The 13,152-nt window shown below is 34.7% G+C and carries 10 protein-coding genes and 1 tRNA gene; 3 read left to right on the top strand and 8 right to left on the bottom strand.

Translation table 11 applies throughout. The features are described from left to right. Window positions 1-173: 173 nt before the first annotated feature. Together GFO_RS03995 and GFO_RS04000 are read left to right on the top strand one after the other, a co-directional pair. Window positions 174-1,016, top strand: a complete 843-nt coding sequence (locus GFO_RS03995) for an aldo/keto reductase (protein ID WP_011708752.1) — start codon at window positions 174-176, stop codon at window positions 1,014-1,016. Between the two features lie 61 nt (window positions 1,017-1,077). Then, window positions 1,078-1,151 (top strand) — tRNA-Pro (locus GFO_RS04000). A gap of 242 nt (window positions 1,152-1,393) precedes the next feature. Here GFO_RS04000 and GFO_RS04005 read toward each other — a convergent pair. The 8 genes from GFO_RS04005 to GFO_RS04040 all read right to left on the bottom strand — a co-directional run bounded on the left by GFO_RS04005 (window position 1,394) and on the right by GFO_RS04040 (window position 10,570). Further along, window positions 1,394-1,672, bottom strand: a complete 279-nt coding sequence (locus GFO_RS04005; RefSeq protein ID WP_011708753.1) for an STAS domain-containing protein — start codon at window positions 1,670-1,672, stop codon at window positions 1,394-1,396. 189 nt (window positions 1,673-1,861) lie between these two features. Next, window positions 1,862-2,572 carry a LytR/AlgR family response regulator transcription factor gene (locus tag GFO_RS04010; RefSeq protein WP_041249999.1) on the bottom strand — a complete coding sequence of 237 codons (711 nt, stop codon included), beginning with the start codon at window positions 2,570-2,572 and terminating at the stop codon, window positions 1,862-1,864. Between the two features lie 104 nt (window positions 2,573-2,676). Beyond that, the gene (locus GFO_RS04015) at window positions 2,677-4,098 is read right to left on the bottom strand and encodes a glycosyltransferase family 2 protein (protein WP_011708755.1); all 1,422 of its coding nucleotides are present in this window, start codon (window positions 4,096-4,098) and stop codon (window positions 2,677-2,679) included. Window positions 4,099-4,142: 44 nt separating this feature from the next. Continuing rightward, entirely contained in the window at window positions 4,143-5,171 is a 1,029-nt protein-coding gene (locus tag GFO_RS04020) for a HEAT repeat domain-containing protein (protein WP_041250000.1), read from the bottom strand. 10 nt (window positions 5,172-5,181) lie between these two features. Further along, window positions 5,182-5,556 carry a response regulator transcription factor gene (locus GFO_RS04025; protein WP_011708757.1) on the bottom strand — a complete coding sequence of 125 codons (375 nt, stop codon included), beginning with the start codon at window positions 5,554-5,556 and terminating at the stop codon, window positions 5,182-5,184. Beyond that, a complete protein-coding gene (locus GFO_RS04030; RefSeq protein WP_011708758.1) occupies window positions 5,557-6,267 on the bottom strand; it encodes an Hpt domain-containing protein in 711 nt (236 codons plus the stop codon). A 198-nt stretch (window positions 6,268-6,465) separates the two neighbouring features. Next, window positions 6,466-10,074, bottom strand: coding sequence for a PAS domain-containing hybrid sensor histidine kinase/response regulator (locus GFO_RS04035; RefSeq protein WP_011708759.1), 3,609 nt, complete (start codon window positions 10,072-10,074; stop codon window positions 6,466-6,468). Between the two features lie 124 nt (window positions 10,075-10,198). Then, window positions 10,199-10,570 carry a VOC family protein gene (locus GFO_RS04040; protein WP_011708760.1) on the bottom strand — a complete coding sequence of 124 codons (372 nt, stop codon included), beginning with the start codon at window positions 10,568-10,570 and terminating at the stop codon, window positions 10,199-10,201. Between the two features lie 304 nt (window positions 10,571-10,874). Here GFO_RS04040 and katG point away from each other — a divergent pair, with 304 nt between their 5' ends. Beyond that, entirely contained in the window at window positions 10,875-13,127 is a 2,253-nt protein-coding gene (gene katG / locus GFO_RS04045) for a catalase/peroxidase HPI (RefSeq protein ID WP_011708761.1), read from the top strand. Window positions 13,128-13,152 lie beyond the last annotated feature (25 nt).

Here is a 13,152-nt window from a genome sequence, read left to right on the forward strand (position 1 = left end):
TTTAGATCTGTGAATGTCAGGTTGAGCGAAGTCGAAACCTAAAGGTATTTGACCAATAGTTCTCGACTGCGCTCGAATTGACTAAAGAGTTATTTACATGATCGTTGTAATCAGTTTTTTACAAATTTAAAATTATATGCGCTTAACTCTTGAACTCTACAAATTTAAATTTAATGGAAATTACAGATATATTGGGGACTACGATTTTATCTAACGGAATACACATGCCTTATCTCGGTTTAGGGGTTTATAAGGCTAAAAACGGAGAAGAAATTAATTCAGCAATAAAGGAAGCTTTAAATGCGGGGTACAGGCTTATTGATACTGCTGCATTCTACGGAAACGAGGAGGGTGTAGGTAAGGCAATTCGAGAAAGCGGGATTTCAAGAGAGGACATTTTTATTACCTCAAAGATATGGATAGAAGATCAGGGGACTAATACTACCCGGAAAGCGCTTGAAACAAGTCTGAAAAAATTAGGAATGGACTACCTTGACCTATATTTGATTCACTGGCCAGTTCCCGATAAATATTTAGAAACCTGGAAGGTGCTTCAGGAACTCTATGAAGAGGGTAAGATTAGAGCTATAGGAGTAAGTAATTGTTTAATCCATCAACTAGAAGAAATTAGGAGTTTGGGAGGTGTGCAGCCAATGGTGCTTCAGAATGAATTTCATCCAAAACTCATTCAACAGGAAATAATAGAATATTGCGCTGAAAACCAAATTCAATATCAGGCATGGTCGCCATTAATGCGTGGAGAAATCCTGGATAATTCGCTGATTCATAAAATTGCTGAAAAGTATAGGAAATCTGAGGCGCAAATTGTACTTCGCTGGGATTTACAGAAAGGGGTTGCAACAATTCCGAAGAGTATTCATAGGGATAGAATTATTGAAAATGCTAATATTTTCGACTTTGAACTGACTGAATATGAGGTTGAGAGTATCGATAAACTTGAAGATAATACTAGAACCGGTGCGCATCCAGATCACTTTATGGAGCATTTTTCTTAAATTCTTCTTGCAACTTTCCTTTGAAATTTGAAGTAAAGCTGTTTAATTTGCAATTCTAATTCGAGATGTGGCGCAGTCTGGTAGCGTATACGCCTGGGGGGCGTGGGGTCGCAGGTTCAAATCCTGTCATCTCGACAAGAACAAAAAGTGGTACGAGAGTATCACTTTTGTTGTTTTAAAGTCCTGCCAAGAAACTTTAATAGTAACCTAATAATATTAAAAATTAAGAACTTTTTGTATTTCCAGCGGCAGATGTAATTAGGATTGTGGAAAACTGGCTTCACAACAACTATAGCAAAATTTCATAGTGAATTAACTTTTAAACTCAATAATCAATCAAAGTTGAACCATATTATTTCGATAAGGTGAAACTTAAATTAAACAATAGAAGGCATATTAATGCCAAATATATTCCCTGTAATAACTTTTGAGGAGTTTAATAAATATTCTATTGTCTTATATTCCTTGTGAGCTCTATGCTTAAAAGAAAAAAGCATAAAAATTCCTGAAATATCCAACGTTTCCAATTCGTTGAGATCAATCACCAAACTTTCCTTCTCATCCAGGATTTCCTCCAGTTGTTCTTCAATTTCTGAAACATTTGTAGAGTCCAACCTACCCATTAATTTAATCACATTATCTTTTTCAATTTCCATAAGCTCCAATTCTTAAAAAGAAACTGTAAGGCTGAGCTTTGTAGGGTATGTCAGAAAGAGCTTTTCTTCTTTTCCTTACAGATTCTGACTAAAATTATGTCAGAAAAACCTTTCCCGGAGATTTTTTATTTTAACGGTAGAATTTAGAAGATAAGCGGTTAAATGTTTCATTTAAAATTTCAGCTAATTTTAAAGAAGATTTAAATGATCTAATAGTTGGGGTTTATACCTTCTACTAACCGGAATCAATTCGTTATTGATCAAAATGCTATTATCCTGAATATCAATTATTTTACGAAAATTAATAATATAGGACCTATGTACTCTTAAGAACGAAGAAGAGGGTAGTTTACTTTCTATTTTTTTTAAGGAAGAATAAACCAGATAATTATCTGATAAGGTCTTGATATATATAAAATTCCCTTTGGCTTCAATAAAATTAATATCCGGAATATTTATTTTAATTAAACGTTTATCGGTATTTATATACAGTTCATCTTCTTTAATGGAAGTAGAAGCCTCTTTTATATTACCGGGGTTATTAGAACGTGCAATTACTTTTGATATCGCTTTAAGAAACCTTTCTTTTTGAATAGGTTTAAGTAAATAATCTGTAACTTTTGGAAATTCAAAAGCCTTTAAAGCATAATTTTTATCAGAAGAAATTAATATAATATGTGAGGGAGACTTTATAGCTTTGATAAGATCAAAACCGGTGAATTTTGGCATAAGAATATCCAAAAATATTATATCTATATCTTTTTCATCAGAATTGATGTATTTTAAAGCCTCGATAGGGTCCTTAAAAATCTTCAACAAATTTAAAGAGGGATTTTGCCCAATTAATTGTTCCAAAATTTTCCCTGGAAGTTCCTCATCATCAACAACGACACAATTCATATACATTTAATTTTTCTGCAAAAAATAAAGCGCTTATAATTTAATATAATTGACTAACTAAAAGTACAAAATTATCAAAATGCAAACTAACACTTAAGGATAAATTAAGTTTTATCTTTACTGCTCAAACCAGTTCTACTCATAGCTCCCCAACTTTTTTTTCCATTTAGAAGATCCCAGTTTCCTTTCACAGAAGCCCACATGATAAAAGGATGGTAAATCAAAGGTTCCAGCAAAATGGTTCCCAACAGGCGTATAATATATTTAGGTTTCTTGTATTGCTGAAAAGAAAACTCTTCAAAAAACAAGGATGTTATGGAAAATAAGATAGCAAAAGAGTATACTACCATAAAGAATATAAGGTATACCCACCAATTTAGCCCGCTAAATATTATAAGAAAGGTTAAATACAGGAAACCTAAGAATTCAATTAAAGGAGCAAGCCATTCAAAAAAGAACCAATAGGGAGTACTCAGTATACCTAAAACTCCATATTTTGGATTAAAGAGCATCTTTTTGTGCAGCCATAAAGTTTCTGCTGTACCACGTGTCCATCTGTTGCGTTGACGGTGCAAAACCTTCCAGTTTTGAGGAACTTCTGTCCAGCAAAGTGGATTTGGAACAAAACCTACGGTGTAAGGGATATTGTTCTCCCGCATCTTTTTTCGCATTCTTACCAGCAACTCCATATCCTCTCCTACCGTATCTGGATTGTATCCACCAACTTTAATCACTGTATCTTTATCAAACATCCCAAATGCACCCGAAATAAGTAGAAGTCCATCAAGCCTGGACCAGGCCATTCTCCCCATTAGAAAAGCTCTAAAGTATTCTATGATTTGTGCCCGTGCTAAAAATGTATCAGGCAGTTTTATATCCAGAATTCTGCCATCCTCAATTACACATGAATTGGCAACCCTAATTATACCGCCAGATGCGATTACTTTCTTGGTATTATTTAAAAAAGGTTTTACGAGTTTTAATAAGGCATCGTTTTCTAAAATACAGTCTACATCAATGCAACAAATAATTTCATTATCGCAAACATTTATTCCTGTATTCAATGCATCGGCTTTTCCTCCATTCTCCTTATCAATAACAGTTAAATTTTTATAGGCTTCGTTTTTAGACTTATATACACCTTTTACTTCTTTAGAGGGTATAAAAGGATGATACAGAAATTCTTGTTTCTGCATATCAAAAGTAGTCAGCAATGCCTCCAGAGTACCATCCTTGCTGCCGTCATTGATAATTACAATTTCATAGGACGGATAATTGAGTGTTAGAAGAGAGCGCACGTTTTCTACAACATTTGCTTCTTCATTAAACGCAGGTGCAAGAATAGAGATACTGGGAAGACTGGAAGATTGCAGTAGTGCAAATTCAGCCTGGAAATTATTTTTTCTTTTATAATCCCTTATTTCCAGAAAAGAGAATATAGCGGCGATGGTATAACCCGAACAAATAATAATTCCGTAAAATAAAAATAGCCAGCTGGCAATTTCTGAAATCTGGTAAATATTCAAACCTTATTATTTCGGATGTTTAAAAATTGCTTGCAAGGTATTATTTATACTGTAGAAATCTCTAATTCTTTTCTCCAATTATTCCAGAGTTTAAAATATACCTGCCTGCTTACCCAGTCTTTTTCCGAAATCAATTTTTCAAAACCTAAAAAGTCATCGATGGAACCTATTTTTCTTACAACATTTAAAATAAAGGTTTTAACGGCAGGTGTTTCTTCATGGAATGATGCATGCAGATGCGGTAGTAATTCGGGGTAGCCTAAATTTCCTAAACTCTGTATTGCTCCTTTTTTCAAATCTTCATGAGAACTCTTAAGAAAAGGTATAAGTTGAGGCACATTTTTGTATTGGTTATAATCTCCAATCATTTTTATTGAAAAAACTTTGATACTTATTAACTCGCTGTTCAACCATTTTGAAAAATCTGGGACTGTCCCTGTATAATTACTCTTTAAACATTCCTCAATATATATTTGCTCCCAAAGAGTTAATGGTTTTTTGATTTTGCTAAAGAAGGCGAGAGGCTCTTCATGAGATAAATGGATAAAGTATAAGATGGCTTGCTGTCTTAACTCGTCTCTTTCTGAATCAATAAATTCTTCAATAACTGTCTGGAATCTTTTGAGATTTAGTTCTGAAGCTACATAAATGGCTCTCGCAACCCTGTACCATTTACCACTTTTAAGATCGGTCTCTACAATTTTGCTCAAATCCCATTTAAAGAAGAGTTCCTTGATCTTTTCATTTGTTTCTCCTTTAAAATTTTCTTCAAATACTAATAGTACTTTAATGGCAACCTTCTCGTCTAGCGAAGTTTTAATATTTTCTTTTCTAAATTCAAGGATTTCTTTTTCTGAAGGAAGTTTATCATCAAAAAGATACAGCGTAATAAAATTTGAGAGTACTTCTTTTTGCTTTTCAACGTTTCGATCTTTGATGATCTTAGAGATTCGAAGATAAAGGATTGCGAAAACGAATCCCAGGGTGACCAATAAAAAGAAGATCGCAAACAGGGTGTTGATTTTGAGAACCCAATTTCCATTTTCAGTAATATTTCTAAAGAGTGTTTCCAAAGATAGAGGCTTAGCTAGAATAGGTGTTTTTCTTAAGGAATCTCTTAACCCTAAGTGATAATTCATTAGGATTAAAAGGCTTGGTAATAAAATCATCTACCCCCAGATTAAATGCGTCCATGATTATATTTTCCTGTTTTGAAGTGGAAAGTACAATAATAGGAATACCGGGTAAATTCTCCTTAACATATTTTATTAGCTGGTTGCCGGTTATAAAAGGCAACATAAGATCTGTCAATATCAGATCAAAAGACTGTTCAGTTAGAATTTTCATAGCTTCTCTTCCGTCTTCTGCAGTAACCACCTCATACCCATCCCTGTTTAATTTAAATTGCAGGGACTTCACAATCATGGGGTTGTCTTCAATTATTAGAATTCTTTCCATTTATATATTCTTTGGGGTAAAATCTTGTTGTAATTGTTGCAATATTTTATCAAAAATCAATTTAAGTTCCTTAACTAACAGAGAAAGTTTATGGTTCTTTAAATCATAGGTGAGCTTATTGCATATTTCAGTCCCTTCTTTATTATCGAGCATTTCGAAAGAAGGTTTTATGTTGTGGGCTATTTCTGAAGCTTTTTGATCGTTATTCTCTTTGCTTGCAATTTCCAGCTCTGCTAGTTGTTGCTTTACAGAAGATTTAAAAATTTCTATTGAATCATTTATAAATTCTGAATTCCCTCCGGAGATTTCTTTTAAGTAATCTAAAGAATATAGAGGCTGCTCATAAACCTGTTCTTTAGGAGTAAAGTTTAAGATAGGTTGAATAGATTCTTCTGTATAAGGTTTAGAAATATAGTTTTGCTCTACTGAATCCTCTGTAGATGAAATAAAAATAGGAATATCTGATTTAAGTTCCTGCCTAAGATAATCTGATATTTGCGCAGCATTCATTGGTTGCGCATTTTCCTCAATCAATAAAGTATGTACCTTATTCTCTTGCAAGTACTGTAAAGCTTCAAAGCTGTTTTCAATAACTTTTATATCAGCATCGGAATACTTCTTTCTCACGATGTCGATAAAATTAAGACTTTCATCTTGTGAATCTCCAACGAGAAGGATAGAAATTTTAGCTGTTTTCTTAAGGTTACTCATGAGGGGTTAATTTGGGGTTTAAGAGCCCTTTTTATAAAATCCAAAAATATTAAACTTCCTTTTTAAATAAAGAGAATATTCTGAGACCTCAAATAAGATAAGCTATCTCAACGAATTTGAGGTCAAATAAAAAGCTTTTTTTTCTAATAGAAAGTGAAAAATAAAAATATTAATATATAGTTTAAAAGCGTGTTCCTGTTATATAGGAGCTAAATCGAGGTATTTATAGAGCATATCTCTAATGTCCTCCAGTATTACTGGCTTTGTTAGATAGTCATTCATACCGGCTTTTAAACAGCGTTCTCTTTCATCTTTTACCGCACGGGCAGTTAAAGCAATAATTGGGATGTAAGAATTTTCTCCTTCTAATTTTCGGATTTCCTGAGTAGCTTCAAAACCGCCCATTACAGGCATTTGGATATCCATAAAAATGAGGTCTGGTTTATTTTTCTCAAATTGGTTCATTGCTTCCTGCCCATTTTCGGCTTGTAAAAGTTCAGCATTTGGAAGAATTTTTTTAATGATAGAATTTGCCAGAAATTTATTTACAGGATTATCTTCCACAATAAGAATTTTAAAAACTTTAGAGGGGTCTACTGTAGTTGTCGAATCAATATTTAATTGGTCGCCAGTTGCTGTAGGTTTTTCGATAGCATCTATCATTCCATATAGCGTATGAATCTGGATAGGCTTGGTCATATGGTGATGAACATTTAATTCCTTACATCCTTTAATAATTTCTTCGTCTTCAGTAGAACTATGGAGTAAAATTACAGGAAGTTCTTCAGCATTTTTATTGAATTTGTTTCTTATCTGGTCTATAAGGCTAAGCCCATTCATATATGGCATGTTATAATCTATGATTGCCAGGTCAAATTTATCCTGATTCCTCGTTAAAACATTTAGAGCCTCAATACCATTTGCACATTCTACAGATTCGATGTTATTAGCCGCTAACATTTCCTTTAGGATAATACGATTGTTAGTGTTGTCATCAACTATTAGTACATTTTTGATATTCTTAGGAGAGATTGAAGAATAGGTAAATTCCTTATCAGTTTTTAATTTAACCTTGAAAGAAAAGGTACTTCCCTCATTAAGGACACTTGTCAACTCCAGTTTACTATCCATTAAATTTAAAAGCTTGTTACTGATGGTCAACCCAAGTCCACTACCTCCATATTTCCTGGTGGTAGATGCATCTTCCTGATCAAAAGCAGAAAATATCTTTTTGAGATTTTGGGGCGCGATCCCAATTCCGGTATCCCTTATGGAGAAAATGAATAACAATTCATGTTCATTCCCGGAAATAGTTTTGGATGAGATATTTAATTCTATTTCACCTTCATGCGTGAACTTTACTGAATTCCCTAAAAGATTAGTCAAAATTTGTCTCAATCTCACAGCATCTGCATATACGTAACGCCGTAACTTCGGAGAAATATTAAGGAGAACTTCCAATCCTTTTTTATGAGCCTGGTGTTTAACGATATCTATCGTTTGATCGCATAGCTCTATTAAATCTGTTCTTTCTTCACTTAATTCCAGTTTCCCAGCTTCAATTTTTGAAAAATCAAGAACATCGTTAATAATATCCATTAAAGAAATGGCAGAGTTATAAATAGTCTGCATATATTTCTGTTGTGAATTTTCAAGTTCTGAGCGCATCAAAAGATCGGTAAAACCTATAATTCCATTTAGAGGAGTACGAATTTCGTGGCTCATATTCGCCAGGAATTCAGATTTAGACTTACTTGCCGCTTCCGCTTTTTTCTTGGCTTTAATTAGAGAAACCTCCATTTTCTTTAGCTGCGTAATATCTGAACCAACCCCAAGATACCCGGTTATTTTCCCATTGTGATCGGTTATAGGGGTCACAATTAATTGTACTGTAAATTTTGTGCCGTCTTTTCTAATATATGTCCACTCCTTCGAATCGTAATGTCCACGACTTGCCTGAAATGTAAATACACCAAAACCTTTAATTTCCTGGTTATATTTTTCACTTAATTCTGTCGCTCTAAGTTCTATCTCATGATCTTCATGAAGATTCTTAACATTAAAAACGCCTTTAACCTCGTCAGCACTATATCCCAGAAGATTCTCCGCACCTTTATTAAATTTAGCTACAATCCCATCTAAATCTGTTTGGATTATAGAAACCTGGGTTGTAGCATCCATTAAACTTTCCAGCTCGTTAAGACTTTTCTCAAGAGCTTTTTCAGAAGTAATCCTTTTGGTTAGATCTGAGACCTGGCCTATAAGATAAAGGGTGTTCCCTTCATCATCTGAAACAGCAGATACACTTAACAGGCCATAAATGGTTTTACCGCTTTGATGGATAAATCTCTTTTCTATACTATAACTTTCAATCTTCTTTTCCAGAAGAGATTTGAGCATATTTGAATCTTTTCGAAGATCTTCAGCATGAGTTAACTCACTCGATTTCTTATTGACAAATTCTTCTTTGGTATAACCAAATATACCGGCCAGGTTCTGATTCACCATTTGCCAAATACCTTCAGGACTAACCACTCCCATACCAATAGGTGAATACTCAAAGGCAGTTTTAAACCTTTTGGCATTTTCATTGGCTTTGAATTCCAATTCCTTTTTTTCGGTAATATCTTCTATTTGAGTAATTATAAGACTTTCACCATAATCATTTGAGCGTATTATGGAAGAATTAGAATGGCACCAGACTATTTCACCATTTTTTTTATAATACTTAGCTTCAAATTGATATTGATCTAATTCACCAGACAATAATTTGCTTCGGTAAGTAATAGATTGATCTAAGAAATCTGGATGAATTAGGTCTTTAAAGGTTAATCCCATGACCTCCTCCCGTTTTGCATCTTCAAAGCCGAAAATTTTAAGTGTCGCGGGATTTACCTGAAGTAACTGGCCTGAAGTTTTAACCAGAATATTTCCTACTGCAGAATTCTTAAAGATTGTTTCATATTGCTCCTTTGTTCTTTCATATTCAAGCTGGATTCGTTTTTCAGTATTAATATCCTGAAATGCACCATAGATCCTTATGCATTTTCCATCTTTAAATTCTGGTTTTCCAAATGATCTTACCCAAATTTCGTTATTTTTAGCGGTAACAATTTTGAGTTCGGCGTCAAAGGGAATACCTTTTTCTAGGGCTTCATTAAATAGCTTAGTAATTTTATTTCTACTCCATCCTTCACTATAAAAATTAATACCCTCACTTAAAAGCGGCTGATAATCCTGGCTAACTTCATGAATATCTTTAGTAACCTTGGTCCAGGTAACTTTATTTTCTATTAAATCTACTTCCCAACCACCTACTTTGGCCAATTCATTGGTCTCATAATAAATAGCATGCGAATTTTCATATTTTCTTAATTCCTTTCTTAAAAATTCTTCAGCTTCAGCTTCAGTTTCTTCTGATGTTTTCTGAAATTTAAGAATGATGAGATTATTTTCTTTAGGGGATATAATTTTTTTTCCTGAAGCACGTAAATGGATCTTAACCCCGGATTTTTGTTCAAAAATCAGTATATCTTCAAATTCCGAATTTTCATTCTCAATAAATTTTTGAATTTTATTGGTTGTTTCATCAGGTATCTGGAACGGCAGTTTTCTGTCAGGATGTTCATTATCCAAAACTGGATATCCCATATTTTTAATAAAAGCTTCATTCACCCATAGGTCACTAGGAGAATTATTCAAAACCCAATAGCCCCAGAGGGAATCTTGAGTAAGCCATTCAAAAATTGAAGAATTGGTTGATAGCAGATTAAAGGATTTTGCCTTTAATTCATTTTTTATAGACATGGAGCAGTAGGTTGAAATATCGAGTAATTTAGTAAAACTAGATTATACCTACGTTAAATGTTTTTAATAAATATTTTTATGTTTTTTTGAGAAGAAAGTAATCTATAAAAAACGTAACTTTTTATTAATCGCCTTTTCCAAAGGTAATAATAAAACCATCCGGATCTTCAATGTCGAAATCTCTCATTTTATAGTCCCTTTCTTCCAGATCGTTTACAATCCGCACATTTTGATCTTTACAATTTTTGTTGACTTTTTCAATGTCGTTTACAAAAATATACAATGCGCGATGATATTTTGATGGCCTTCCACCATCTGATCTTTTGGTAAGATGAATACCCACACCGCCTTTTTTTACAACTGCATAATACATTGGTTTACCCCATTCAAAGGTCTTTTCAAATCCTAATTTTTGGGTATAGAACTCTATGGAATTTTCCAAATTGCTTACTGGAAATATTACTGCGGAGTGGGAAAAACTTTCTGAATTTGCCATTTCTTAATTGTTTTTAATTGTAATACAGTTATTTGATATGAGTTTGTTTTAAGTGTCTTAAAATTTCAGGATGTGGGTTAATTATGAGAAAACTTTTGGTCATATAAATATATGTAAAAAACTGATATTCAGATTATAAAATATTTTTAGGCCAATATCTCAAGTAAGAAGAGTTTTGCAGAATGCTCGTAAAGCATATGAATTATCTATGATTATATAAAAATTATAGATAAAAATTATAGAGTTGATTTTTGTAAATTGGAGCTCTAACCGAAATTTTTAATTAATAAAATCATCTAAAATTATGGGAAATAATAAGTCGGGCAGCGAGGATAATCACAAAGTGTGGGAAGTTAATGAATCAAGCAAATGCCCGTTTATGGGTGGAGCTCTAAATAAAACAGCAGGTAAAGGTACTTCAAATAGGGACTGGTGGCCTAATCAGTTAAATCTAAATATTTTACGTCAAAATTCTTCATTAATAAATCCGATGGATGATGGTTTTAATTATGCAGAAGCCTTTAAAAGTCTTGATCTTAATGCTGTTAAGCAGGACATATACGATCTTATGACAAATTCGCAGGACTGGTGGCCTGCAGATTACGGTCATTATGGTCCGTTCTTTATTCGAATGGCCTGGCATAGTGCAGGTACCTATCGTATAGGAGACGGTAGGGGAGGCGCAGGCTCAGGGCAGCAGCGTTTCGCACCACTCAATAGTTGGCCAGATAATGCAAACCTTGATAAGGCAAGACTTTTGCTTTGGCCCGTTAAGAAAAAATATGGTAAGAACCTATCCTGGGCAGATCTCTTAGTACTTGCCGGGAATTGTGCCCATGAATCTATGGGATTAAAAATGTTTGGTTTCGCAGGCGGTAGAGAAGATGTTTGGGAACCAGCGCAAGATGTTTATTGGGGAGCTGAGACCGAATGGTTGAACAACGATGAACGATATGCGGGGGAAGAACTGGAAAATCCATTAGGTGCTGCTCATATGGGATTAATCTATGTGAATCCGGAAGGGCATAATGGAAACCCTGATCCTGTTGAGGCAGCTTCCTATATTCGTGAAACCTTTGGGCGAATGGCAATGAACGACTATGAAACTGTCGCGCTCATTGCCGGGGGCCATACCTTTGGAAAAACGCACGGAGCTGCAGATGCAGAAGAATATGTAGAAGCAGAGCCGGCTGCTGCAGGTATCGAATCTCAGGGCTTGGGCTGGAAAAATACTTTTGGAACAGGAAATGGAGCAGATACTATTACCAGCGGAATTGAAGGTGCATGGACAGATACTCCTACAAAATGGAGCAATAAGTATTTTGATAATCTTTTTAAATACGATTGGGAATGTATAAAGGGGCCGGGTGGAGCCTATCAATGGCAGCCAAAGGATAATGCAGGCGCTGGTACGGTACCAGATGCTCATGATCCTGATAAGAAACACGCACCATTTATGCTGACTACAGATCTCTCTTTAAAAATGGATCCTGAATATGAAAAGATTTCCAGACATTTTTATGAGAATCCAGATGAGTTTGCCGATGCTTATTCACGTGCCTGGTTCAAATTAACGCATCGTGATATGGGACCAATAGAACGATATTTGGGGCCTGAAGTCCCTAAGGAGGAATTATTATGGCAGGATCCTATTCCGAAGGTTGATCACGAAATTATTAACGATAGCGATATCGCTTCATTAAAAAATAAGATTTTAAACACTGGATTATCTGTACAGGAACTTGTTACTACTGCCTGGGGATCTGCATCAACCTTTAGAGGATCAGACAAACGAGGAGGTGCAAATGGAGGAAGAATTCGTTTAGCACCGCAGAATGGATGGGAAGTAAATAATCCAAAACAACTAGGAAAAGTAATTGATACTTTAGAAAAGATTCAGCAGGATTTTAATGAATCACAGTCTGGAAGCAAAAAAGTTTCTATTGCCGATCTTATTGTGCTTGCCGGTTGTGTTGGAGTCGAAAAGGCAGCGAAGACTGCCGGTCATGAACTTAAAGTACCTTTCTCCCCTGGAAGAGCTGATGCTTCTCAGGAACAAACCGATGTCGAGGCATTTGAACCTTTAGAGCCTAATGCAGATGGTTTCAGGAACTATTTTAGAAACCGCGATCATGTTTCTGCTTCAGCTGAAGAACTATTGGTAGACCGTGCACAGCTTTTAACTTTAACAGTACCACAAATGACGGTATTATTAGGAGGTATGAGAGCAATGGGAGCAAATTACGATGGTTCAAAAAAGGGAGTGTTTACAGACCGACCAGGACAGCTTACGAACGATTTCTTTAAGAATATTCTGGAAATGGGATTGACCTGGAAAAGCAGCTCTGACTCTGAAACTGAATTTGACGGAAGCGACCGTAAAACCGGGGATGTAAAATGGACGGGCTCCCGCGCTGATCTTATCTTTGGATCTAATTCTGAACTTAGGGCTATAGCCGAAGTTTATGGAACCGATGATGTGGAAGCTAAATTTGTAAAAGATTTTGTGAAAGCATGGGATAAGGTGATGAACCTGGATAGATATGACTTAAAATAGAATTGTTGAATTTTATATTACTGAA

The sequence above is a fragment of the Christiangramia forsetii KT0803 genome (assembly GCF_000060345.1).
Classification (GTDB): domain Bacteria; phylum Bacteroidota; class Bacteroidia; order Flavobacteriales; family Flavobacteriaceae; genus Christiangramia; species Christiangramia forsetii.

Excerpts from the sequence above, each read along its gene's own strand:
- GFO_RS04030 (WP_011708758.1), bottom strand. The coding sequence starts at position 6,267 with ATGAGTAACCTTAAGAAAACAGCTAAAATTTCTATCCTTCTCGTTGGA.
- katG (WP_011708761.1), top strand. The coding sequence starts at position 10,875 with ATGGGAAATAATAAGTCGGGCAGCGAGGATAATCACAAAGTGTGGGAA.
- GFO_RS04010 (WP_041249999.1), bottom strand. The coding sequence starts at position 2,572 with ATGAATTGTGTCGTTGTTGATGATGAGGAACTTCCAGGGAAAATTTTG.
- GFO_RS03995 (WP_011708752.1), top strand. The coding sequence starts at position 174 with ATGGAAATTACAGATATATTGGGGACTACGATTTTATCTAACGGAATA.
- GFO_RS04025 (WP_011708757.1), bottom strand. The coding sequence starts at position 5,556 with ATGGAAAGAATTCTAATAATTGAAGACAACCCCATGATTGTGAAGTCC.
- GFO_RS04035 (WP_011708759.1), bottom strand. The coding sequence starts at position 10,074 with ATGTCTATAAAAAATGAATTAAAGGCAAAATCCTTTAATCTGCTATCA.
- GFO_RS04040 (WP_011708760.1), bottom strand. The coding sequence starts at position 10,570 with ATGGCAAATTCAGAAAGTTTTTCCCACTCCGCAGTAATATTTCCAGTA.
- GFO_RS04005 (WP_011708753.1), bottom strand. The coding sequence starts at position 1,672 with ATGGAAATTGAAAAAGATAATGTGATTAAATTAATGGGTAGGTTGGAC.